The sequence below is a fragment of the Corallibacter vietnamensis genome, assembly GCF_039537875.1.
Taxonomy (GTDB): domain Bacteria; phylum Bacteroidota; class Bacteroidia; order Flavobacteriales; family Flavobacteriaceae; genus Corallibacter; species Corallibacter vietnamensis.
Map to the genome: position 1 here is coordinate 1311300 of NZ_BAABBI010000001.1, position 25813 is coordinate 1337112.

Annotated in this window: 22 protein-coding genes; 13 read left to right on the forward strand and 9 right to left on the reverse strand. The window is 32.4% G+C overall.

Annotated elements, in window-relative coordinates:
• Positions 1–25: 25 nt before the first annotated feature.
• Positions 26–1597, reverse strand: coding sequence for a Fic family protein (locus ABD690_RS05980; protein WP_344728309.1), 1572 nt, complete (start codon positions 1595–1597; stop codon positions 26–28).
• Between the two features lie 555 nt (positions 1598–2152).
• Between ABD690_RS05980 and ABD690_RS05985 the strand changes: the two genes are divergently transcribed.
• From ABD690_RS05985 to ABD690_RS06020, 8 genes are all read left to right on the forward strand, one after another.
• Positions 2153–3904 carry a helix-turn-helix domain-containing protein gene (locus tag ABD690_RS05985; RefSeq protein ID WP_344728311.1) on the forward strand — a complete coding sequence of 584 codons (1752 nt, stop codon included), beginning with the start codon at positions 2153–2155 and terminating at the stop codon, positions 3902–3904.
• A 109-nt stretch (positions 3905–4013) separates the two neighbouring features.
• Entirely contained in the window at positions 4014–5096 is a 1083-nt protein-coding gene (locus ABD690_RS05990) for a serine hydrolase domain-containing protein (RefSeq protein WP_344728313.1), read from the forward strand.
• A gap of 9 nt (positions 5097–5105) precedes the next feature.
• Positions 5106–5972 carry an SDR family oxidoreductase gene (locus tag ABD690_RS05995; RefSeq protein WP_344728315.1) on the forward strand — a complete coding sequence of 289 codons (867 nt, stop codon included), beginning with the start codon at positions 5106–5108 and terminating at the stop codon, positions 5970–5972.
• Positions 5969–6586 carry a CatB-related O-acetyltransferase gene (locus tag ABD690_RS06000; RefSeq protein ID WP_344728317.1) on the forward strand — a complete coding sequence of 206 codons (618 nt, stop codon included), beginning with the start codon at positions 5969–5971 and terminating at the stop codon, positions 6584–6586. Before ABD690_RS05995 ends, ABD690_RS06000 begins: the two co-directional genes overlap by 4 nt.
• 166 nt (positions 6587–6752) lie before the next feature.
• Positions 6753–7727, forward strand: coding sequence for an alpha/beta fold hydrolase (locus ABD690_RS06005; RefSeq protein WP_344728319.1), 975 nt, complete (start codon positions 6753–6755; stop codon positions 7725–7727).
• A gap of 111 nt (positions 7728–7838) precedes the next feature.
• On the forward strand, positions 7839–8483 hold the full coding sequence (locus ABD690_RS06010; RefSeq protein WP_344728321.1) for a hypothetical protein: 645 nt from the start codon (positions 7839–7841) through the stop codon (positions 8481–8483).
• A 35-nt stretch (positions 8484–8518) separates the two neighbouring features.
• Positions 8519–9643 (forward strand): serine hydrolase domain-containing protein, encoded by a 1125-nt coding sequence (locus ABD690_RS06015; protein ID WP_344728323.1) that lies wholly within the window; start codon positions 8519–8521, stop codon positions 9641–9643.
• Between the two features lie 4 nt (positions 9644–9647).
• Positions 9648–10889 carry a S41 family peptidase gene (locus tag ABD690_RS06020; protein ID WP_344728325.1) on the forward strand — a complete coding sequence of 414 codons (1242 nt, stop codon included), beginning with the start codon at positions 9648–9650 and terminating at the stop codon, positions 10887–10889.
• 178 nt (positions 10890–11067) lie between these two features.
• Here ABD690_RS06020 and ABD690_RS06025 read toward each other — a convergent pair whose 3' ends face one another.
• A complete protein-coding gene (locus ABD690_RS06025; protein WP_344728327.1) occupies positions 11068–11988 on the reverse strand; it encodes a YeiH family protein in 921 nt (306 codons plus the stop codon).
• 76 nt (positions 11989–12064) lie between these two features.
• The gene (locus tag ABD690_RS06030) at positions 12065–12949 is read right to left on the reverse strand and encodes a LysR substrate-binding domain-containing protein (protein WP_344728329.1); all 885 of its coding nucleotides are present in this window, start codon (positions 12947–12949) and stop codon (positions 12065–12067) included.
• A 312-nt stretch (positions 12950–13261) separates the two neighbouring features.
• Between ABD690_RS06030 and ABD690_RS06035 the strand changes: the two genes are divergently transcribed.
• The gene (locus tag ABD690_RS06035; RefSeq protein WP_344728331.1) at positions 13262–13720 is read left to right on the forward strand and encodes an RNA methyltransferase; all 459 of its coding nucleotides are present in this window, start codon (positions 13262–13264) and stop codon (positions 13718–13720) included.
• Between the two features lie 66 nt (positions 13721–13786).
• The gene (era, locus tag ABD690_RS06040) at positions 13787–14668 is read left to right on the forward strand and encodes a GTPase Era (protein WP_344728333.1); all 882 of its coding nucleotides are present in this window, start codon (positions 13787–13789) and stop codon (positions 14666–14668) included.
• A 4-nt stretch (positions 14669–14672) separates the two neighbouring features.
• Here the strand turns inward: era and ABD690_RS06045 are convergent, their stop codons facing one another.
• Positions 14673–15404: an SIMPL domain-containing protein gene (locus ABD690_RS06045; protein ID WP_344728335.1), complete on the reverse strand. Its 732-nt coding sequence runs from the start codon at positions 15402–15404 to the stop codon at positions 14673–14675.
• 82 nt (positions 15405–15486) lie between these two features.
• On the opposite strand from ABD690_RS06045, the gene der reads away from it, so the two are divergent.
• The gene (gene der, locus ABD690_RS06050; protein WP_344728337.1) at positions 15487–16791 is read left to right on the forward strand and encodes a ribosome biogenesis GTPase Der; all 1305 of its coding nucleotides are present in this window, start codon (positions 15487–15489) and stop codon (positions 16789–16791) included.
• A 91-nt stretch (positions 16792–16882) separates the two neighbouring features.
• The gene (locus ABD690_RS06055; RefSeq protein WP_344728340.1) at positions 16883–19696 is read left to right on the forward strand and encodes an outer membrane beta-barrel protein; all 2814 of its coding nucleotides are present in this window, start codon (positions 16883–16885) and stop codon (positions 19694–19696) included.
• A 72-nt stretch (positions 19697–19768) separates the two neighbouring features.
• Here ABD690_RS06055 and ABD690_RS06060 read toward each other — a convergent pair whose 3' ends face one another.
• From ABD690_RS06060 to ABD690_RS06080, 5 genes are read right to left on the reverse strand one after another with little or no spacing between them, the layout of a single operon-like run.
• Positions 19769–20650, reverse strand: a complete 882-nt coding sequence (locus tag ABD690_RS06060; RefSeq protein ID WP_344728342.1) for a TPM domain-containing protein — start codon at positions 20648–20650, stop codon at positions 19769–19771.
• A 7-nt stretch (positions 20651–20657) separates the two neighbouring features.
• On the reverse strand, positions 20658–21095 hold the full coding sequence (locus ABD690_RS06065; protein WP_344728344.1) for a TPM domain-containing protein: 438 nt from the start codon (positions 21093–21095) through the stop codon (positions 20658–20660).
• A gap of 2 nt (positions 21096–21097) precedes the next feature.
• Positions 21098–21700: a LemA family protein gene (locus ABD690_RS06070; RefSeq protein ID WP_344728346.1), complete on the reverse strand. Its 603-nt coding sequence runs from the start codon at positions 21698–21700 to the stop codon at positions 21098–21100.
• 58 nt (positions 21701–21758) lie between these two features.
• Positions 21759–22088 carry a MerR family transcriptional regulator gene (locus ABD690_RS06075; RefSeq protein WP_344728348.1) on the reverse strand — a complete coding sequence of 110 codons (330 nt, stop codon included), beginning with the start codon at positions 22086–22088 and terminating at the stop codon, positions 21759–21761.
• Complete coding sequence (locus ABD690_RS06080; protein ID WP_344728350.1) at positions 22088–23059, reverse strand: peptidoglycan DD-metalloendopeptidase family protein; 972 nt, start codon at positions 23057–23059, stop codon at positions 22088–22090. Before ABD690_RS06080 ends, ABD690_RS06075 begins: the two co-directional genes overlap by 1 nt.
• A gap of 132 nt (positions 23060–23191) precedes the next feature.
• On the opposite strand from ABD690_RS06080, the gene alaS reads away from it, so the two are divergent.
• Positions 23192–25804 (forward strand): alanine--tRNA ligase, encoded by a 2613-nt coding sequence (alaS, locus tag ABD690_RS06085; RefSeq protein WP_344728352.1) that lies wholly within the window; start codon positions 23192–23194, stop codon positions 25802–25804.
• Positions 25805–25813 lie beyond the last annotated feature (9 nt).

The window sequence follows — 25813 nt, forward strand, 5'->3', positions numbered from 1 at the left end:
TTGAAAAGACTGCAAAATGAGTTGTTTAATTATGATCAATAAATATTTCCTTGTATAGTTTTTCTATTGATTCAATTTCATTTTCTGTCAGTAAAGAAAATTCTTTTTGCCTAGCTCTTTTGGATAGTGAGCCGTTATTCTGACCTAAAAAATTGATTAACAAGGCTACAAGTTTATCAGGCATCTCATATGCTTCGTCAAGATTTTTTTTAAACAAATCATATTGTGTTAAATATAAAAACTCATCAGGAATTATATGTTTTATTGTATCAAATACACAATCATATAAAAACTCAGCTTGTAAAGTTAAGTCATAATACCTGTAGTAATTTATTGTATCGTTTAGAACACTTATATTGTGATCATTTGTTTCTTCCCATTCTATAAAATCAAGTAACTTATGTGAATAACTTTCAAGTATTTGCCTGTAACTATCAATATGGTTTAATATTGAAGCAGAAATAGGAAATACTATGCCTTGTTCGGAGAACTTCTTTTTTGCTAAAACATGATGAATAAGGTATCTATGGATTCTTCCGTTTCCATCTTCAAAAGGGTGGATAAAAATAAATCCAAAAGCAATTATTGTAGCAGCAATGACAGGATCAATATTACTTTTTCCTAACAACTTGTTCGTTGCAATAAGACCATTCATTAAATTAGGTAAATCTTGCCATTTAGCAGATATATGATCTGGAATAGGCTCACCTGTTATACGATCATGTTCGCCAACAAAACCACCTTTTTTTCGAAAGCCCATTTCTATAAAACGAGAGTTTTCAATAACAACTTGTTGTAGTCTCATTAACTCTTTTTCATTTAAGTTATTAACTCCAGCTTGTCCTATGGCTTGTCCCCATCTAAATGCTCGTTTGCTTTTTGGGCTCTCACCTTCAATTGAAAAAGAGGCTTTAGAATCTTTTAATAATAAAAAAGAAGAAGCTCTTTGGATGATTTCTTTTCTTATACCAGTAAGGTATTTTTTATTTTCGTTAGATAGATTACTTTTTATATATTCTTCTAATTTTTGAGTTTTTTTAATTAATGGGCAAAAGTCTGGGGTGCCAGGTAGGTTATTTATTACTAATTGTCTACGAGATTTTATGCCTTCTATTGCATATTGGTGACGCTCATCAACTACAGCTACGTAGCTTTTTTTATTAAGAGGCTCCATGCCTTTTAGTTCTTTTTTTCTTAACCACTCTATAATAAACCAAATTCTTCTACTGTATTGTCCTGTAGGTTCTATACTTACTAAAGATGTTAAATCCTCTTCTGAGTAATGTTCTATTAGGAAGCTGAAAAATAATAGGTTTATTCCTTCATACTTAAGAGCAAAAACTAAGTGTTTATATATTGCTTCTATTTCATTTAGATTAGTATTGTCTTCTGGTATATAACTAGAAGGTAAGACTATCCATTCATTATTTTGGTACTTCTTATTTTGATCACAAATTAATGCTATTGGTGTAACCATAGGCATTTGCAGTTTTAACTTATGGATTATTGCTGCATACCCTACTATTATACCTTCTTCTGGTGTTTGTTTTCCATGAAAAACAGGTGCTGAAAAATAAAAATGAGCGCTTTTTTGCATAATTTGTAAATTATAGGTGCAATATAATAAAAAAATAAGCGCTATTTAAAGAAAATAAGCGCTAAACATGTCTTTGTTAAAAAAATGGGCGCAATTAAAGACTGGGTATTTGAAAACAAGCTTTTTTAATAACTGTTATTAGTATCTTTTTTCAGCAGATAAATCCGTATAAGAATCTTTTTATATGCTTGTGAAAAATCAAATTTTGAAAACCATTTTTAATTAAAAATTAATACTATATTGAGGTCTCAATTTTATTGTTTAATTGCAGCTCCAAACTGCATATGATTTTGCATACGAAAGTGCATACGGTTTTGAAAATTAAATTTTATAAGTATTTGATTTTTAAGTTTTTAAAAATTCAAATCTCAAACTCATAACCCGAAGGTCACTGGTTCTAAATTGAGATGTTTTGTAAAAAATCATTTCTATATTGAATAAAAAAAATTATTGTTTGTTAGTTAAAAAGTTTTAGTAATAAGGCTTTAATTAAGTTAAAGAGTGTCAAAATATTTGAAGGCTAATAAATCCATAGCAGTTTTACCTTTTGTCAATATGAGTAATGATGTTGATAATGAGTTTTTTAGTGATGGTATAACCGAAGAAATTATTAACGCTTTATCTAATATTAAGGCTTTAAAAGTTATAGCGAGAACATCGTCTTTTGCCTTTAAAGGAAAACAAGTTGATGTTAGAGAAGTTGGAAAAGAGCTCAATGTTTCAACCATTCTAGAAGGTAGTGTTAGAAAGGCGAATAACAGAGTGCGTATTTCTGCACAATTAATTGACACATCAGATGGCGCGCATTATTGGTCTAAAAACTTTGATCGTGAACTTAATGATATTTTTAAACTTCAGGATGAAATAAGCCTTTTGATTGCAGATAAAATTAGAGAAAATTTTGGACACTTTAATGTTGATGATTCTCTAGTAACACATCATAAAATTTCTACAGAAGCCTATCACGACTACTTAAAAGCTAAAAAGCTTGTTTCGCGTTTTAATAAGAGTGATGCTGTAGAAGGTATTTCAATATTAAAAAACATACTTGAGCAGTATCCAACATTTGCGTTGGCTCATGTTCATATTCATTACGCATACAATATTTTAGCAGCAGCAGGATTAATGCCTGTAAAAGAAGCATTTGAAATTGGTGAGGATTATCTTAATTCAGCGCATAAACTAAAAGTAGATTTACCAGAGGTTCATCATTCCTTAGGTTGGGATGCGCTCAATAAAAAATGGGACTTTAAAGCGGCTGCTTGCCATCTTAAAAAAGCTTTAGAGTTAAAACCAGGCTATGCTGATGCACATCAAAAACTCTTTATTACGTTAATTTTAGAAGGTAATTTAGAGGAAGCCAATACACATATAAATACTGCCTATTCACTAGATCCGCTTAACGATTTAAACAACTATTTTATGGGCTATAATGCCTATATTAATAAAGATGTAAAAGGAGCAAAAAGACATTTTAAACGATGTTTTGAAATTAACAATAAGTTTATAGTTGGCTATGGCATTTATGCATTGTCTCTAGCTTATCAAAATCAACCTAAACACATCATTGAAGTTGCCAAAAGTATTCCAGAAATAAATGGCTCTAAAACAGAGCAACTAATAATGACTACTTTGGCGTATGCGGTAATGCAAGATAAAGTAAAAGTTGAGGTTTACATAAGTAAGCTACAGCCTTTGCTCAACACCGATAGCCGTGAGCGTGTGCGCTTTTTTTTGATTTATATTTATACGATTTTGAAGCAGTACGATAACGCTTTAGATTTAATTGATGAAGGTGTTACTCACAAAGAGCCTTTAATGACGTTAGTAAAAGTAGATCCGTTATTAGAACCTTTGCACAATCTTGAACGCTTCAACAAACAACTTGATGTTATTTTTGCCTTATCTAACGAAAGTAAACCACAAACAAAAACTATTGAAAAACAACTCCTTTCTAAAGCTCAAATAGCGCATTATAAAACCGCTATTTTAGATTTAATGGACAATGAAGAATGTTTTTTAGATACAACATTATCATTACGTGCGTTAGCAGATAAAGTCAATATACATCCAAATCATTTATCGTGGTTGCTTAATGCGAGTTTCAAGAAAAACTTCAACGATTTTATCAATACGTACCGTTTAGAATATTTTAAAACCATTGCAGTAAAACCAGAATTTAAACACATCACTATTCTTGGTTTAGCTTACGATAGTGGCTTTAATTCTAAAAGCGTGTTTAATACTTTTTTCAAAAAAACAGAAGGTATTACACCTAGTAAATGGGTGCAACAGCATTCTAAGTAAAACTTTCTTCTTATAAATTCCGAACGTTCTAAATTATAATTTAGCACGACGCATAACTGTTTGTACTTCAATTTTGCAGTATCAAATAATCAATTAAAAACGAACAGTTATGACAATTTTACACAAACTTTTAATGGCATTTATAATAGCTATTGTAATGCTTTTTACATCATGTTCAACAGATGATGACAACAACACAGCTTCCATTAATTACACAACCGCTAAAAATTTATTAACCGATCTCAACTTTCAAGGTTATGCCATTATCACAAAAAATGGAAGCGATTTAGTCCGACAAGGATTTGGTTTAGCTAATAAAAACACAGCACTTCCTCAAGATTACCAATTAGCTTACCGCATTGGCTCGGTTTCCAAAACATTAACTGCAGCAGCAATTATTCAGCTAAAACGCGATGGTTATATTTCTAATTATAATCAAACTTTAGATGAATTTGACCCTGAGTTTCCAAACGGAAATCAAATTAGTATTGCACAACTGTTATCGCATCAATCCGGTATTCCAGATTACCAATTTGTGGTTGAAGACGCTACAGAACAAGGCTACTTTTTTGATGAAGAAGACATCTATGAAGTTATTATGGAACTAATTTCAGAAAACGGACTCAACTTTACACCTGGTGCCGGAAAACAATACAGTAACTCTAACTACCTTATTGCGGCTTTGCTGGTTGAAGAACTTACTGATATGGCTTATCACGAGTACATTCAGCAGAATATTTTTAATCCTTTGCAAATGACAAACACATACAGAGGTGCGGATATCATTGACCAAAACACACATGCCGAAGGCTATAAAAATGGTAGTGCAAATAGTGTTTACCCTATGAATTTAGCGTTTGGCGCTGGCGATTTTAGTAGCACACCAAAAGATATGGAAACGTGGACGAATGCTGTAAAAACAAACTGGTTTTCAGCTACAGAAAAAGAAGACATATTCGCGCAAGATGTACCAAGCGGCTATGTAGATTTTGGTTTAGGTTGGTTTACCACACAAGAAGGCAACACCACACTTTACTGGCATGGTGGCGATATAGACGGTTACTGGAGCATGATTGGTTTTGTGCCAGAATGCAACGCAACTATTGTATTATTAAGCAATCAACAAGACGATTCTGGCGAACAACGCAATACCATAATTCAGCAACTGTTAACTAATGAGTTTAACCAATAAATTACAGCCATGCAACATACCAACATTTTATTGGCAGGTGCTACTGGTTATCTTGGTAGACATTTATTAAAGGTTTTAATAGAAAAACAAAATCAGGTGGTTGCTATTGTCCGTAAGCCAAATCAGATAGATAATCCTAATGAAAATTATTTAGAAATTAAGCAAGCCGAAGTCACCAAACCCGAAACCTTAAGAGACATTTGTAAAGGGATAGATACCGTAATTTCAACCGTTGGTATTACGAGACAAAAGGATGGTTTAACCTATATGGATGTCGATTATCAAGCGAATATGAATCTACTTGCTGAAGCAAAAAAGTCTGGTGTAAGCCACTTTGTTTATGTGTCTGCTATTAATGGTGATAAACATAGACATTTGAAGATTTTTGAAGCCAAAGAAAAGTTTGTTGATGCTTTAAAAACATCAGGATTAAACTATACCATTGTAAGGCCTAACGGTTTTTTCTCTGATATGAAAGACTTTTTACAAATGGCAAAATCGGGTCGTGTATATTTATTTGGATCTGGAAATCAAAAATTTAATCCAATTCATGGTGAAGATTTAGCTAATGCCATTGTGGAGAATTTGAGCGATTACAACAAAACAATAACCATTGGCGGTCCTGATGTTTTAAGTCTTAATGATATTAGTAAACTCGCATTATCATCATTAAACAAACCGATTAAAATTACACACTTACCAGATTGTTTAAGACGATTCACTATTTGGACGTTAAGAACATTTACAAGTGTTAAAACCTATGGACCAATTGAGTTTTTCCTAACTTTAATGGCAGAAGATAATATCGCACCAACCTATGGAAAACACCATTTAAAAGACTATTTTAGAGAAGAAGCTAATACACTAAAGAGATGAACATTATAGATCCAAGTAGCGTTTTTCCGTTAGCTAATTATGATAAGTTGTGTTTTTTGAAAAACTACATCAACAATCCTAATATTGAGGTTGGTGATTATACCTATTACGATGATTTTGAAACGGTTTCAAATTTTGAAAAAAACGTAAAATACCATTTTGATTTTATAGGTGATAAACTCATCATTGGTAAGTTTTGCATGATTGCATCTGGCGCAACTTTTATCATGAATGGTGGTAATCATTTAACCGAAGCCACATCAGCCTATCCGTTTGCCATATTTGGTAGTGCATGGCAACATGCTATGGATGGTAAAAGCTATCCAACCAAAGGGAATACTATAATTGGTAATGATGTGTGGATTGGTCATGATGCTACCATTATGCCTGGTGTAGCCATTGGTGATGGAGCCATTATAGCCACAAAAGCAGTAGTTACAAAAGATGTTGCACCTTACACTATTGTTGGCGGAAATCCTGCAAAACCTATTAAAAAACGTTTTTCTGAAGATATCATCTCTAAACTATTGGAACTTAAATGGTGGGATTGGGAGATTGAAAAAATCACTAAAAATGTAGACAAACTCACATCGCATCCTGAAACGCTATTTTAAAATAATATTCTAAAAATTAATTAAAGGTTTAGCACTAATTGTGTTAAGCCTTTTTTTGTTTATAAAAACTTGATGGATAGACTAAATAGGTACTGAATTATAATCTAAAACGAAAAAAAATACTTTTCAAAGCACCTTTGTATCAATAAACTAAAAACAATTAAAAATGAATTTTAAAACAAATATCTTAATAATTATAAGTGTGTTTATCTATAAAATGAATGCACAAAATATACAAAACGTTCATCAAAAAATAGACACATCCTACTTTGTAAAGATTGGAGGCATAGACCAATACGTTAGTCTTAAGGGGATTAAGAACAAACCAGTAGTATTGTATTTACATGGAGGTCCTGGTGCAGCGGCATCTGCTCATAGTGAAAAAATAACAGCATCATTAGAACAAGATTTTTTAGTGATTCATTGGGATCAAAGAGGCGCAGGCAAAACCTTAAAACAAAACAATATAAAACAAAGACCAACATTAGCATTAATGCAATCAGATGCTGAAGAGTTACTCAATTATATTTTAAATACGTTTCATCGTCAACAAATTATTTTAGTGGCAAATTCTTGGGGTACTTCATTAGCTTTTCATTTATCAGAAACACATCCTGACAAAATTTCAACATTGGTTGCCATAAGCCCCATTGTAAATCTTTTGTCAAGTCAAAAAAGTCTGAATAAGATGCTTATTAGACATTTTAGGAAATCTAAAAACCAAAAAGCAGTTACACAACTAAAAACTATTAATATACCTTATCATAATGCAAAAGATATGGCTATTCAGTTCAAATGGTTCTCTGAATACCAAGGCGAATCAATTAATGATACGCTCTACAGTCAATACTCACAGTTTTTCGAACAATGGTACACCAAATGGGGTCTATTATACAGCCAACTTTATAAAGTAAACAGACTAAAAATTAGACCTTTATTACAATGTAGAACGATTGTTTTTTATGGTGATAAAGACTACACAGCTTATTATAAGTTATCCAAAAAGTTCTTTAAGGGTATAAAATCTAAAGAAAAGGAAATTTATAGGTTCAATGATGTAGGTCATCAAATACCAATGGAAGCATCTAATAGAATGCAGGAGTTACTACTTAAAGTTCTACTTAAAGGAAACTACAACTAAATATTTAAAAGGTTTCAAATCATAATTCAGGACGATTGGCATTCACTTCTTTAACATCTTTGTCACATCAAATAATCAAACAAAAAACGAACAATTTAAACATCAATCACAATGAAAAAATTAGTAATTATCTGCTTAACATTTTTCACGTTTCATGGTTTTGCTCAACAGATTTCAGAATCATCAAAACTTGTTAATCACGACTTGAAATACAGAGTTAGTTTTCCTGCTATTATTTTAGGAAATATTGGAAAAGGTGGCGAAAGAACCAACACACAACACATTGAATTACATATAAAACGTGAGCTTGACGCTAAAAACATTGTTGGTGTTAAATTTGCCACTTGGCGTTTGTTTCAACCTATGGGCATTCAATGGTGGGACGGACTAAAAGATAAAATAGACTCTGAAACCGAATTTTATCCTGGTTATTTACGCGAAACAGGTATTGGTATCTCATATCAACGTATGCTCTGGAAAGGGTTATTTGCTTCAGTTGAAGTGTTGCCGTTATACAAAACCTATTTAGATCTTGATGACAAAAAAATAGCCAACGGATTTAAGCTCTACAATTCGTATCATATTGGTTATCACTTTGCTTTTGGTAAAAAGAAACAGTTTTTTGTAGAACCACAATTTCATTGTAATGTTTGGCACTTTGACACCAATACGCCTAAACAATTTAAGCAACTCGACAATAAATGGGATTCTTACTTTCTGTTTGAACCTAACCTTTATGTTGGTATAAAATTTTAACTTACAAAACCATCATTCAACAAATTACTAATATTATGAAACATCTATTTCTAGGTTTAATATTTTTAGTTGGATTATCAGCTATTGCACAGCAAACAACAGAAACAACAATTAAACAACGATTTAAAACTGAATTAGAAATAGAAAATATAAAAAGCGGTTTACTACATGTATATTCTGAATCTCGTGATATCGATATTCAGTTAGCTAAAAGTAAAGAAGATTCCATTTCAATAAATCATCCATTTTACACAGCTAGCATCACCAAAATGTTTACCGCAACAGCAATTGGTATTTTAAAGGATCTGAACAAATTAAAGTTTGAAGACAAAATTGCTCAATACTTACCAGATTCATTGATGAATAACCTTCATATTTTAGATGGTAAAGACTATTCACAAGATTTAACCATTGCACATTTACTGCAACATACCTCTGGTTTACCTGATTATTTTACAGATTCAACCAATGATGAAAGTCAAAATATCATTAGTCAACTATTAATGAACCCTAACAAAATGTGGTCTGCAGAAGAACTGATACAATTTTCTAAAGAAAAAATGACACCTCATTTTGTTCCTGGTGAAGGTTATCATTATACCGATACCGAATATGTGCTTTTAGCTTTGATAATTGAAAATGTAAGTGGTTTATCGTTAGATAAGTTCTTTAAGCAGCATATTTTTCAACCTTTAAACATGAATAGTTCGTATATCAACTTAAAATCTAAAGCCATAAATAATAAACTTCCTGTGGTTAAGTTCTATGCAAGTCAATACGAGCTCTTGTCTTTTAATAGCTTAAGTGCAGATTGGGGCGGCGGCGGTTTAGTCTCAACCACTCATGATTTAATAGCATTTTTAAAAGCCTTTAATACCGATAAAATTGTAAAGAAAGACACACGTTTAGCCATGCAAAATTGGATAACTGAAACAAAAGGAATGGAATACGGTTTTGGGATAAGAAAAGTGTCTATTGATGAATTAACAAACACAGAATCTGACTTGCAACTCGTTGGTCATTCTGGATCTACAGCGTCGTTTTTATGGTATTGCCCACAATTAGACATTTATATTTCAGGGACTTTAAATCAACTTGAAGCTTCTAAAAGTGCCATGATTTTGGTTTATGAAATACTAAAAATATTAGTAAACAAATAAGACTATGGATTTATTAAGAAAAAAAATAATTTATTTATCAATTTTTATCGTTTCGGTTTTTAATCCACTATTCGCACAATCATTAAAAAAAATGCATTGGAAAGAAGACCTTGAAATCTATAAAGCATCTTTAGAACTAAACCATATAAATTTATATCATTCAATTACTAAAGCAGATTTTACAAAAGAATGGAATAAAATTTATAATAATATTGAGTCATTAAATGATTTTGAAATCATTTTAAAATTAATGCATTTAACAAGACTCATTAATGATGGACATACGGCGGTATCCTTGAGAGATATATCAACACATCGCTTTCCTTTTGAAGTTAAATGGATCGAAAATCGATGGTATGTTGTAAAAACATTGAATAAGGATAAACATATTCTCAAGGCTTCATTAGAGACTATTAATGGGATGCCGATTGATACAGTTACTCAAAAAATTTCAAAAATCGCTCAATTTGTTGAAAATGAATATTCTTTAAAAGATAGAACAGGTAGTTATTTAACAATAGCAGAATTACTTTTCAATATTAATTTGATTGATTCAATTAATGAAGCCACATTTAGTTTTCGCAACAATAATAATGAATTAATACATCTGAAATTGAACACAATTACTAATGACATTTGGGAGAAAAGTAATCTTTCAATGGTAACTTTATCTGTACCAGAAATAACAATACCCAATAGTAGTAATCCTGATTTATGGTTTACATCAATTTCTGACACAAAAGCGGTATATATAAATTTTGAAAGTTACCCAACCTTTGAAGAGATGCAAGTGTTTGGCGAACAATTAGTCTCTTATATTCAAGAAAACCAAATGAAAAAGGTAATTATTGATATGCGTAAAAATGGTGGTGGTGATTTGTATGTAGGTACAGTTTTAGCGTATGCTCTTAACCTTGCTGATTCTATAGACTGGAAAAATGGTGTATTTGTATTAACAAGTAATAAAACCTTTTCAGCGGCTACAAGTAACGCAGCCCTCTTTAAGCAATTGTTAAATGCAAAAATTGTTGGTCAACCCACAGGTTCAAACCCAAATGGGTATCAAGATATGGATAGCTTTATCTTACCAAATTCAAAACTTGTAATATCCTATTCTAAAAGATTATTTCGATTGTCGAATCAAGAAAATACGGCACTTAACCCCGATATAATTATAAACCAAAAATATAGCGATCTATTTAATAATGTAGATACAGTTTTGATGAAATTAATAAACATACTGTAAAAGTATTTGATAAGGTTTTTTAGTTGTTCTATTATGCTCTATAAAGTATCATCACAAAGCTGATTACTTGATATCACAAACATTACAAGAGTAGCGTGTTTATCAATTAGAGGCTTTTAAAAGTGCCGTAATTTTTAGCTTATGCCATTCTTAAAAACAATAGATAAGAAATACATGATTAGTATGTGATAAATATTAATGAGAAAATTGATATGAAAATCCACAGAATTAATGCTAATATGATGGGTTTTATTCCGATAGATTTTAAATCTTTAATAGAAATGGTTGAGCCTACTAAAAATAATGTTATTATTAATAAACGTTTAGCCATTAATACAATAAAATTAGTCGCTGTTTCTGGTAATATATGGTAGCTGTTAATTATTATTGCAATAATAAATAAAACGATAAAGTAAGGGATTTTTATGCGTTCTCCTTTTGTTTTAAATAAAAACATTGAAAAAATAGATAAAGGAATAATCCATAAAGTTCTAGATAGTTTTACTGTGGTTGCAATTCTTAATGCTTCGTCTCCATAGCTTAAAGCAGCTCCTACAACCGAACTTGTATCGTGTATAGCAATGGCACACCATAAACCAAATTGTTCTTGTGTTAAATCTAGCAGATGTCCAACAGCAGGAAATATAAGTAAAGCAATAGAGTTTAATAAGAATACGATACCTAAAGCAATGCTTATTGTTTTACTTTTTGCTTTAATGACAGGAGAAATAGCTGCAATAGCACTTCCTCCACAAATAGCTGTTCCTGAAGTTATTAAATGGCCTAGTTTTAAATCAAGTTTTAAAAGTCTTGTTAGGAGTAAGCCTAAAGATACAGTTGAAACAATGGAGAGTACTGTTAGGCTTAATCCTTCTTTACCTGTTTCGAGGGTTTCTTTTAAGAACATTCCAAACCCAAGGCCTACAACTGATATTTTTAAAAAATAATGAATAGCTTTATGACTGTATGCCTTAAAAGGGTTGTGGAATATAACTGTAAATAAAAAACCAAGCAGTAAGGCCGTAGCGCTGTTTATAATTCCCAAAAGTGAAAGCAGAATTACAAGAAAGTAAACTGCTTTAGAGATGATGTTTTTCATGTTAAATAATTTTGTTTAACACAAAACTAGAGGATATGTATAACTAAAAAGGAAACGAATTAATTATTAGCGATAACTAAAAGTTATGGTTTAGTTTAATGAATTTTTCAAACTTTTCTAAAGAATTAGAAATGTAACCTGTTCTTTTTACAAAGTAAAACCATCGTTCAATTATCAACCCTTTTATATCTATAATTTTAAGCTTGTTGTTTATTAAGTCTTCATTTATAGCATTTATAGAAATTAGAGCAAAATCGTTAGAGCTGTATAAATAATTTTTAATTGCTTCGGTACTGTTTAGGGTTACTACAGTGTTTAACTTAGAGATATTATGGTGTTGCAAAAAAGTGTAAATCATGTCTCTTGTTCCAGAGCCTTTTTCACGTTCTATTATTGGAATTTTTTGCAGTGTTTTTATATCAATATGTCCTTTTTTAAATAAAGGATTTCTAACATTGGTTACCAGTACAATTTCGTCCTTTATAAATTTTTCAAAGTGTAGTTTAGGATTAGAAAAATTCCCTTCTGTAATTCCAAAATCGATTTCCTCATTTAAAATTAAATTTTCAATATTTTCTGAATTATTACTAACTATATCAAATTTTGTTTGAGGGAATTGCATTCTAAACTTTGCAATTACTTTTGGAATGACATAATTAGATAAAGTTGTACTTACTCCAAAGTTTATAAACTTTGGAAAGGTTTTATTTTTATGTAAAAATTGCTCGTCCATTTCAGAATAGATCGCTAATACTTTATTTACATATATAAGGAATGATTTTCCTTCTATTGTTAATTCAATAGAGTTCCTTTTTCTAATAAAAAACGTTGTTTCATATTCTTGTTCTAAATTCTTAATTGCTTTGGATATGGCAGGCTGTGAAATATATAATTGCTCGGCAGCTTTTGTGAAACTTAAATGTTTAGCAACAGTTTTGAATATGTGTAACTTTGTTTTCATTTGTTTATTTTTCACCTTGGAATATGTATAAATCGTTAGTTGCGAATTTAAAGTTAATAATTTTCGGTTTAGCACTGATGTTAGCAAACTTTTAGGTTCAGCGTAGCTAAATTGACGATTAGTGCAGCTAAATTAAAAAAATAGCGTAGCTAATTCCGAGTGATTTTGCTTTAGCCTGTCATGTACTTGATACAGGGTAGGTGAATCCGCCAACCAAGCGCAGCGACTGATAAATTCTTTTTTTATTAAAATATACAACAATAGCATAAAGTTAATAGGTATACTCGTTTTAATTTTTTATAAATTGGCAATATGTTAGATAACTTTGAAAATGAGTTTTTTGGAATAGGTATCCAAAATGGGAAAACCCCTGAAAATCTGGGTGTTTTATGGCGTTCTGCCCAAAATTTAGGAGCAAGTTTTATATTCACAATAGGCAATCGTTATGCTAAACAAGCATGTGATACACATAATGCAGTAAAATCAATGCCGTATTTTCACTATGAAACTTTTGATGATTTTTATAATAACCTGCCTAAAGGTGCTAGAATTGTTGGTGTCGAACTTACCAATGAAGCTGAAGATCTAGAGACCTTTCATCACCCTAGACGTTGTGTGTATTTGTTAGGTGCAGAAGATCATGGCTTATCAAAACAAGCTATAGAAAAAAGTCACTTTTTGGTGAAGTTTAAATCGCAATTAAGCCTTAACGTATCTGTTGCAGGTAGTATTGTTTTGTATGATAGAGGTATTAACAAACCTAGATCGTAAGTACTTTTTTTAATAATCGTGTTATTGAAAAATAACAAGTAGTATCTTTGCATAAAATATAAAAGAATGCACAAAGCTGGTTTTGTAAATATTATAGGAAACCCTAATGTAGGTAAGTCAACCTTAATGAATGCTTTTGTTGGTGAAAAATTATCTATCATCACCTCAAAAGCACAAACAACGCGTCATAGAATACTTGGTATTGTAAATGGTGAGAATTTTCAAATGGTTTTAAGTGATACACCAGGGATTATTAAACCAGCTTACGAGTTACAAGAATCTATGATGGATTTTGTAAAGTCTGCTTTTGATGATGCAGATGTGCTAATCTACATGGTTGAGATTGGTGAAAAAGAATTAAAAGATGACGCTTTTTTTAATAAAATAACCAACTCAAAAATACCTGTTTTACTACTTTTAAATAAGATTGATACGTCCAATCAAGAACAACTTGAAGAACAAGTGCAAGCCTGGTCTGAAAAAGTTCCGAATGCCGAGATTTTTGCTATTTCAGCTTTAGAAGGTTTTCAGGTGCAAGAGGTTTTCACCAGAATTATAGAGTTGCTTCCTGACTCACCGCCATTTTATCCAAAAGATCAGTTAACAGATAAGCCTGAACGTTTTTTTGTAAATGAAACCATTAGAGAAAAAATACTATTGCATTATAAAAAAGAGATTCCTTATGCCGTAGAAATTGATACTGAAGAGTTTCTTGAAGAAGATGATATAATTCGCATGCGCTCTGTAATTATGGTAGAGCGAGATACCCAAAAAGGCATTATAATAGGGCACAAAGGATCTGCTTTAAAACGTGTTGGTATTGAAGCCAGAAAAGATTTAGAAAAATTCTTCGGAAAACAAATTCACCTAGAACTTTACGTGAAAGTGAATAAAAATTGGCGCTCTAATACCAATCAATTAAAGCGTTTTGGTTACAATCAAAAATAGTAAGTTAATTGGCTTCGTAATCTAGTTTCATAGTGATAGAAGCTGTTTTTTCTTTTGAAGACGTATTGTAAGTTCCGCCCCAAGAATAATCTTCGTTAGAGTTTTGACCAGTAATTTGAAACACGCCAAGTTTAGCAGATATCAAGCTACCTAATTTGCCGCCCGAGTTTTTTGCTATAGTTTCAGCACGCATTTTAGCATCTGCGGTTGCTTTAGAAATCATTTCAATTTTTAAATCAGCTAGTTTTGTGTAGTAATATCGCGGTGCTTGAGAGTAAAACTGAATTCCTTTGTTAAGAAGCTCGGTAATTTCTCGAGAAATTTTTTCAACCTTTTCAACATCATTAGAATCTATTTGTAATGATTGCGTTAAAACATAACCTAAAAATTCCTCGCCAACGTATTTTCCATCAGTCGTATATTTTGCTCGCGAATTTTTACGACTATTTACAGCGTTAAAAACAAGCTCTTTTTCCGTAATACCTTTTGATAGTAAGTAGTCGGTAATTATTTTTTTGTCTTTTTCTAAATCATTAAATGCTTGCTGTAAATTAGAACTTTCTTTTGCAAAAGAACCTTCCCAAACAATTAAATCTGAAGTAAAATCAGTTTTCCCTAATCCGTTTACAGATATTGTACCATCAGCTTTGTTTCTATTCATAAAAGCATTTCCTAATAAAAATGCAGAAATGACAATGGCTAAAGAGAATATTATAGCAGTGATATTATTTTTCATGATAAAATTATTATTTTGAGTACCACAAAATACAACGAAATCATAAGCATATCATTATATTTGCACCAAAATTTTATTTAAAATGGGTAACATTGTTGCTATTGTAGGAAGACCAAATGTAGGAAAATCGACATTCTTTAATCGCTTGATTCAGCGTAGAGAGGCAATTGTTGATGCTGTTAGTGGAGTGACAAGAGATCGCCATTACGGTAAGAGTGACTGGAATGGTAAAGAATTTTCTTTAATAGATACAGGCGGATATGTGTTAGGAAGTGACGATATTTTTGAGGCCGAGATTGATAAACAAGTAGAATTAGCTATTGATGAAGCTGATGCTATTATATTTATGGTTGATGTTGAAGCTGGTGTAACTGGTATGGATGAAGATGTTGCCAAATTATTAAGAAAGGTTGATAAACCAGTATTTCTGGCTGTAAATAAAGTTGATAATAATAAACGTGCCGAAGATGCTGTAGAGTTTTATGCGCTTGGGTTAGGTGAGTATTATACCATAGCTAGTATAAATGGTAGTGGTACAGGAGATTTACTTGATGCATTAGTAGAGGCACTTCCAGATGTTGAAGAAGAAGAAAAAGAAGAGCTACCTAGATTTGCAGTGGTTGGTCGTCCTAATGCTGGGAAATCATCTTTTATAAATGCATTAATAGGTGAAGACCGATACATTGTTACAAATATAGCTGGAACTACCAGAGACTCGATAGATACAAAGTATAACCGATTTGGGTTTGAATTTAACTTGGTTGATACGGCCGGAATTAGACGTAAAGCTAAAGTAAAAGAAGATTTAGAATTTTACTCTGTAATGCGAAGCGTTAGAGCCATAGAGCATTGTGATGTGTGTTTACTTGTTATGGATGCAACACGCGGTTTTGATGGTCAAGTACAAAATATTTTTTGGTTAGCAGAGCGCAACAGAAAAGGGATTGTAATTCTTGTTAATAAATGGGATTTAGTAGATAAAGACAATAAAACCATAAAAGAATATGAGCGTGTAATAAGACGTGAAATAGAACCTTTTACAGATGTGCCAATTGTTTTTATTTCTGTATTAAACAAACAGCGAATTTTTAAAGCTATAGAAACGGCTGTTGAAGTTTATCAAAACAGAACCAAACGAATAAAAACAAGCCAGCTTAACGAAATTCTTTTACCAATCATAGAGCAAAATCCGCCGCCCGCATATAAAGGAAAATATGTGAAAATTAAATATATCATGCAGTTGCCAACACCGCAACCACAGTTTGCATTTTTCTGTAATTTACCACAATATGTAAAAGAACCTTATAAGCGATTTTTAGAAAATAAACTGCGCGAACATTTTGATTTTCATGGAGTTCCTGTAAGTGTCTACATGCGTAAAAAATAACATAATTTTATAGTTTTTTTAAGAAATTTCATACGAAAAAGGCAATATCTTCGTTTTTAAGTTAACAAAACGCTAAACATCAATCAAAAAAATGAAGAAATCACTTGTCTTCCTGGCATTTCTTTGTGTCAGTGTGTCCTTTTCTCAATCAAAATCATTTGAGATTTCAGGAACCCTAGTTGCAGAAGACGATCAATCACCTTTAGAGTCTGCTACAATCTATTTAGAACGCGAAAAAGATAGTTCATTAATAACCTATACCATTTCTGATAAAAATGGAAACTTCACCTTACAAGAGCGGAGTAGTGATAAGGCGGCAAATATGTATGTCTCTTTTGTTGGTTATAAAACGTATTATCAACGTATTTTATTAGACAAAGAAAAAATAAACTTAAGTAAAATTGCCTTGGCGGTAAGTGATAATGCTCTAGATGAAGTCGTTATTAAATCAGCTGCGCCAGTTACCATAAAGAAGGATACGTTAGAGTTTAATGTAAGTTCTTTTAAAACAAAAAAAGATGCCACTGTTGAAGATTTACTAAAGCAATTACCAGGTGTTGAGGTTGATGAAGAAGGAAAAATAAAAGTAAATGGTAAAGAGGTAAATAAAATATTAGTTAACGGAAAACCATTTTTTGGAGACGATCCAACAATCACTACAAAAAACTTAACTAAAGAGCTTATTGAGAAAATACAAGTTGTTGATACTAAAACAAAATCAGAAGCTTTTACTGGCGAAGTTACCGATGGCGAAAACAAAACCATAAACCTAACCATTAGTGAAGAGAAAAATAAAGGTGTTTTTGGTAGAATAGCCGCTGGAGCTGGAACAGATGAGCGTTATGAAGGTGCAGGAATGCTTAATTATTTTAATAATGATAGGCGTATAAGTGTGCTTTTAGGAGGTAACAATATTAATTCTCCAGGCTTTAGTTTTGGAGAGATAAGAAAAATGTTTGGCGGAGCTAATAGTATGTCTATGTCTAGCAACGGAACATTTACCATAGATGGCCGTACATTTGGTGGCGGACAAGGAATAACAAAATCCCAGAATGCTGGATTTAATTATGCAGATGTAATAGGTGAAAAAACAGATATCTCTGCCGATTATTTCTTTTCTGGAAGCAGCTCTGAAAACGAATCATCGTCAGAGCGAGAAAATATCCTGCCTGACTCAAGATATTTTACCACATCGCACTCTAAATCTATAAGTGATAGTGATAGTCATAGTGCAAATCTTGGCTTTGATATAGAAGTAGATTCTACTTTTTTAATCAATATAGATCCGTCTTTTAGGTATTCAAATAGTAAAACAAGTTTTTTTAGAGATGAAACATCTAGTGAAGAAGAGAATGTTTTAACCAACGAATCTAATACATCGTCATTTGTGGAAAATGAAGCAAGGAATTTTAGAAACAGATTGAATGTTACAAAACGATTTGGAAATAAAGGCGCTTTTTTAAGATTTAATATCACAAATGAAATTAATAAAAGTTCAAGTGATGATTATTTAAAATCTCAAACCAATGTTTATGGTGAAGATGTTACAGATCCAAGTAATCCAGATTATGTGCTAACAGATCAAATAATAAGAGATCAATATACCGATGGGAGCGGAGAAAGAAACAATTTATACTCTTCCATTGCATATAGATTGCCAATCATAGCAAAAGAACTATTCCTAAATTTTGAATACGAGTATCAAAGGAATAAAACTATAGATACTAAAACAACGCGAGATCGTGATTTAGCAACAGGTCAATATTCAGACTTTAATACTGATTTAAGTACAGACTTTGAATATATTGATGAACAAAGTTCCCCAGGAATGTCTATTAGTTACAGAAAAAAAAGATTTTCATCAAGAATAGGAGCGCAATACCTTTTTAGAACATTAGAAAACATAGATCATTTAAGGCCACAACTTACCATAAAGCGCGATTTTAAAACGATACAATTAAGTTCATATGCTAATTACAGATTTAATGATAAAGCTTCGTTTTATTTCAATTACCGTTTAAGAAATGATCCGCCACAATTGTCGCAACTACAAGCGTTTAATGATGTGTCTAATCCATTAAACACAGTAGTTGGTAACCCTAATTTAGAGCCAGAAAGTAATCATCGTATTTATGCTGGTTTCAATTCTTATGATTTTCAAAATAGAACAGGGTTTTATAGTTACTTTGGAGCCACATTTACCAATAATAAAATAGTATCTAAAACAACCATAGACGAAGATTTAGTGAGACAAACAACCTATGCTAATGTAAATGGAAGTTATAATGTTTATGGAGGCTTTGATTATGATAAGCGGGTAAAAGTAGATTCTTTAAGATCAATAAGCGCAGGTATTGGTGTTTACGGAAACTTTTCTAGAGATATAAACTTTAATAACGGAGTTCAATATGCGAGTCGTGTTAGGTCGTTATCACCTGAAGTTAGTGCCAAGTTTGAGTGGAAAGATGTTTTAGAAATAAGACCTAGATATAGTATAAACTTTAGTAAAAACTCGTACAATATTGCAGCCTTTGAAGACAGAGACTTTTTATATCATGAGTTAAGAATAGGAACAGCACTCTTTTTACCTAAAAAGTTTGAGTGGCGAAACGATATACGCTATAACTACAACCCAAACATAGCTGATGGTTTTCAAAAAAGCGCATGGTTTTGGAATGCAACCCTCGCTTATTCTGTTTTAAAAGATAAAGGTACAATAACCTTAAAGGCTTATGATTTGCTAAACCAAAACACCAACGCAAGAAGAAGTGCTACTCAAAACTACATAGAGGATTCTCAAAGTACAGTTTTAGAACGTTACTTTATGTTGAGCTTTAGCTGGAAGTTTAATAGTCTTGGCAAAAAAGGAGAGACTAATGATGGCGGAGGTTTTTACTTTGACTAAAAAATAATCAAGCAACTACAAACAAAAAAGAGCACTATAACAGTGCTCTTTTTTGTTTTTTTAATGTTTTTATTACCAACTTCCGCCAGCGCCACCTCCGGAAAAACCGCCGCCACCAAAGCCGCCGCCAAAACCACCTCCGGAAAAACCGCCGCCACCAAAGCCGCCGCCAAAACCACCTCCGGAAAAGCCGCCGCCGCTTCCAAAGCCACCAGAAGAACCACCGTAACTGCCACGTCCCATATTGCTTAATATAATCGCATCAAGAATACTGAATCCTTCATTTTTTCTGCCGCCAGAACCACCGTTTCCGCCGCCGCCACGTCTACCTTTTGAGATAGAAATTATTATGATTATAAATATGATAAACATAAAAAAGAAACCAATCGGAAATCCGTTAGAAGAGTTTGATGATTTTCTAGAGCCTTTATATTCGCCTAGTAAAACTTGAAAAATAGCATCAGTGCCTTTGTCTAGACCAGCATAATAATCATTACGTCTAAACTCTGGGATAATAATATTTCTAACAAGTTCTCCTGTTATTCCTGCGGTTAATTTATGCTCTACGCCATAACCTGGAGCAATCCATATTTTTCTGTCATCTCGAGCAAGTAAAATAAAAACACCATTGTCTTCTTTTGCTTGACCAATACCCCAATCGTGTGCCCATCTAGGAGCTAGTAATCCAATATTTTCTCCTTGAGTACTCGCAATAATAGCAATAACAATTTGTGTTGAGGTTGTATCAGAGTACTTTATGAGTTTTTGCTCTAAATGGTTTTTCTCTGTACTTGATAATAAAGAAACATAATCGTAAACACTTGTTTGTTCTTTTGGAACTTTAGGGATATCAAACTGACCAAAAGAAGGGTTGAAATAAAATATAGCTATAAGTAAAATCGTGAAAAGTTTTAGGCGCTTTACACGTTTGATACTGTTTGTTAAAAAATCCATATAAAATTTATCCTTTAGATATTTCGTTTGAAAGTTCGTTAGTATCTGTATGATCCCAAGGAAAAAATGTTTCTAGTTCTTTACCTGCTTTTAAGATACCGTCAACAAGTCCTTGTTTAAAATTTCCTTGTTTAAAATGAGCTTGGATAATGTCTTTGGTTGTGTCCCAAAAATCATTGGCTACAACATCGTTAATACCTTTGTCACCATAAATAACAAATGCTTTGTCTTCTACAGCTACATAAATAAGAACACCGTTTTGTTGTTTTGTGTTGTCCATTTTTAAGAAATGAAACACTTCCATAGCGCGTTCAAAAACATCTTTTTTAGCGCTTTTTTCTAAATGAACTCGTATTTCACCTGATGTGTTTTTCTCGGCAACTCGAATAGCATTTATAATATCTTGCTCTTCTTCTGCTGATAAAAAATCTTCAATTTTAGACATGATTAAGAACTGAAATCAAATTCAACATCTACAGGTTTTTCAGCTCCAGCTTCAGCATCAAAGTATGGTTTTCCTTCAAAATTAAACATACCTGCAAGAAGTGAGTTAGGGAACTTTTTAACGTGATTGTTGTAAGGTTTTATAGCTTCGTTATAACGTGTTCTAGCTGTTTGAATGGTGTTTTCTGTGCTAGTTAATTCGTCTTGAAGTTTTAAAAAATTTTGATTTGCTTTTAATTCAGGATATTTTTCAACGGTAACAAGTAATCTAGACAGTGCGCTACTTAATCCGCCTTGCGCTTGGTTAAATTGTGCTAACTGTTCTGGTGTGATGTTAGAAGGGTCAATGGTTGTTTGTGTTGCTTTAGATCTAGCTTCAATAACATCTGTTAAAGTTTTACGTTCAAAATCTGCAGCGCCTTTTACAGTGTTTACAAGGTTTCCAATTAAGTCGTTACGACGTTGGTAAGATGTTTGAACATTTCCCCAAGCTTCGCTAACATTTTCGTTTAGTTCTACAGCTGTGTTATTAAAACCTACAGCCCAATTGTAAATTCCAAATCCAATTACGGCAAGAATAATTACTGGAATAAGCCATTTTTTCATGATAAGTGATTTTTGTTTTATTAGTGTTTATAGATTAGTTGTAACTTTTTGCAAAATGTTACAACTGCTCTTTTATTTTGATAAGTTGCGCCTTAACATCTTCTAATTTACTGATTATTTCATAATTAGTAAGTGATTTTTTCTTTTCTTCTTTAAGATGTGTTTTGGCACCATCAAGTGTAAAACCGCGTTCTTTTACTAGGTGGTAAATGAATTTAAGGTTTTTTATGTCTTCTGGAGTGAATTTTCTATTGCCTTTGGCATTTTTTTTAGGCTTAAGCTCGTCGAATTCCTTTTCCCAAAAGCGAATAAGAGATGTGTTTACATCAAAAGCTTTGGCGACTTCACCAATGGTATAATAGCGTTTTTCAGGTAATTCTATATGCATTAGTCTAATGATTGATTTTCCATAGAAGCGTGCTCTAATAATTCATTAAATTCTTCTGCAGTTAAACTTCCGTAGTAAAAATTAATAGGGTTTATACGCTGTTCGTCTTTAAATACTTCGTAATGTAAATGTGGTGCTTCAGATCGGCCTGTGCTACCTACAAATCCTATTAAGTCGCCACGTTTTACTTTTTGATTTTTACGTACATTGTATTTGTATAAATGTGCATAAAGAGACACATAGCCATAACCATGGTCTATTCTTATGTGATTTCCGTAGCCTGTAGATCGGTTGTCGGCTCTAATCACAACGCCATCTCCGGTAGCATAAATAGGTGTTCCGCGAGGTGCTGTGAAATCCATGCCCCAATGCATTTTTCTTGCTTTAGTAAAAGGGTCTATTCTGGTTCCGTAACCAGAAGCCATTCGTGTTAAATCCTCGTTTCTTACTGGTTGAATGGCAGGAATAGCCGCAAGTAATTTTTCTTTTTCTTTTGCTAATTCTGCAATTTCATCAAGTGATTTAGATTGTACTACAATTTGTTTTTGTAAAATATCAATGCGCTTGTTGCTTTCTATAATCAATTTTGAGTTATCAAAGCCTTCCAGATTTTTATATCGGTTTACACCACCAAATCCAGCTTTTCTTTGTTCTTCAGGAATTGGGTTTGCTTCAAAATATAAGCGGTATATGTTATTATCGCGATCTTCTATGCTTGATAAAACGGTTTGCGCTTCGTCCATTTTTTTGTTCAGTAACTGATATTGTAACTGCATGTTTGCTAGTTCTCGTTTTAAAGCGCGTTCTTTAGGGGATTCAACATATTGACTTGCGATAAACACAAACAAAAAACCAAATAATGCGGCTGCCAAAATAAACATAGCGGCAAACTTAAATGTGCGTCTTTTTTTTCGCTCAATTTTGCGGTAAGAAAGTGTTTCTGAATCGTAATAATATTTTACCTTACTCATTTCTTTATTTATACTATTTTTGCAATGAACAAAATCACTTTTTAAGTTGAATTTTTATTACAAACGAGTAAAGATAAAAATTGTTTCGCAATTAATAAGAATTTAACGTTTTATAAGCAATTAAACCATTACATGAAATCTCAAGATATCCGTTCTAAATTTTTAAAGTTTTTTGAAGATAAAAAGCATGCTATTGTACCATCTGCACCTATGGTGTTAAAAGATGATCCAACCTTAATGTTTGTTAACTCTGGTATGGCGCCTTTTAAAGAATATTTTTTGGGCAATGCCGAGCCTAAAAGCAATCGTATTGCCGACTCGCAAAAATGCTTGCGTGTTTCTGGAAAACATAACGATTTAGAAGAAGTTGGTTATGATACATATCATCATACATTGTTTGAAATGTTGGGTAACTGGAGTTTTGGTGATTACTTTAAAAAAGAAGCGATTGCTTGGGCTTGGGAATTATTGACAGAGGTTTATAAAATAGACAAAGACATTTTATATGTAACCGTTTTTGAAGGTGACGAAGAAGATGGTACACCATTAGATACTGAAGCTTACGATATTTGGAAGCAGTATATTGCAGAAGACCGAATTTTAAAAGGCAATAAAAAAGATAATTTCTGGGAAATGGGAGATCAAGGTCCTTGTGGTCCTTGTAGTGAGATTCATGTTGATATTCGTTCTGCCGAAGAAAAAGCAAAGGTTTCTGGTAAGGAATTAGTAAATATGGATCATCCGCAAGTGGTGGAGATATGGAACCTGGTTTTTATGCAATACAATCGTAAAGCTAATGGTTCACTTGAAAACTTACCAAACAAACATATAGATACCGGAATGGGCTTTGAGCGTTTGTGTATGGTATTACAAAATGTGCAAAGTAACTATGATACTGATGTTTTTACACCGATAATTCGTGAAATTGAAACCATCGCAGATAAAGATTACGGTAAAAACGAAAAGATAGATGTTGCTATTCGAGTTATCTCTGATCACGTTCGTGCGGTAGCATTCTCTATTGCTGACGGACAATTACCAAGTAATACAGGAGCTGGTTATGTAATTCGTAGAATTTTACGTCGTGCTATTCGTTACGGATTTACGTTTTTAGACCAAAAAGAGCCGTTTATTTACCGTTTGGTTGATGTGCTTATCAAAAAAATGGGAGAAGCTTTCCCTGAATTAAAAGAGCAAAGGCAACTTATTGAAAATGTTATAAAAGAAGAAGAAGCTTCTTTCTTAAGAACATTAGATCAAGGGTTATTATTGCTTGATAGAATTATAACACATTCTAATACCAAAGAAATTTCAGGAAATAAAGTTTTCGAGCTTAAAGATACTTATGGTTTTCCAGAAGATTTAACCGATTTAATTCTTCGTGAAAACGGATTTACCTATAACCACGAAGAGTTTGATAAAAAACTAAAAGAACAACAAGAACGTGGTAAGCAAGCTTCTCAATTAAAATCAGACGATTGGACAATTGTTCTTGAAGATGATGAGCAAGAGTTTATTGGTTATGATGTTACTGAAGCTAATGTTAAGCTTACAAAATACCGAAAAGTAACCTCAAAAAAGGATGGTGAAATGTACCAGTTGGTGTTTAATTTAACACCGTTTTATGCTGAAGGTGGTGGACAAGTTGGTGATAAAGGCTATCTAGAAGATGCTTCTGGTGATGTTGTATATATTGTTGATACCAAAAAGGAAAACAATGTTATTATTCACTTTGCAAAGAGTCTTCCTAAAAATGTACAAGGCACTTTTAAAGCAACTGTAGATGCAAAACAACGTTACAGAACGGAATGTAACCATACAGCAACACACTTATTACATCAGGCATTACGCGAGATTTTAGGAACGCATGTTGAGCAAAAAGGAAGTGCGGTACATAGTAAGTATTTACGTTTTGACTTTTCGCATTTCTCTAAACTAACCGTTGATGAATTACGTGATGTAGAAAACTTTGTAAATGCCAGAATTGAAGGTAAATTACCATTGCAAGAACAACGCAATATTCCAATGCAACAAGCTATTGACGAAGGTGCAATGGCGTTGTTTGGGGAAAAATATGGCGATACTGTACGTACTATAAAATTCGGTAAGTCTATCGAGCTTTGTGGTGGAACTCACGTAAAAAACACTGCAGATATTTGGCATTTTAAAATTGTATCTGAAGGCGCAGTTGCTGCTGGAATTCGTCGTATTGAAGCTATCACAAACGATGCTGTAAAAGATTTCTATTTTGAAAACAATCGTGCGTATTTTGAAATGAAAGATTTACTTAATAATGCTAAAGAGCCAGTAAAAGCATTACAGAATCTTCAAGAGGAAAATACAAACCTAAAAAAGCAAATTGAACAGCTTTTAAAAGATAAAGCTAAAAACCTAAAAGGTGAACTTAAAAATGAATTGACCGAAGTTAATGGCATCACATTTCTAGCAAAACAAGTTGATTTAGATGCAGCAGGAATAAAAGATTTATGCTTTGAGTTAGGAAGTCAATATGATAACCTATTCCTACTTTTTGGTGCTGAAAATGATGGTAAGGCATTATTGTCTTGTTATATCTCAAAAGAATTGGTTGCTGAAAAAAGCTTGAATGCAGGGCAAATTGTTAGAGAATTAGGAAAACACATCCAAGGTGGTGGAGGCGGACAACCGTTTTTTGCAACTGCTGGAGGAAAAAATCCTAGTGGTATAAAAGACGCTTTGGAAGCAGTGAAAAGTTATATCGCATAAATTATCATT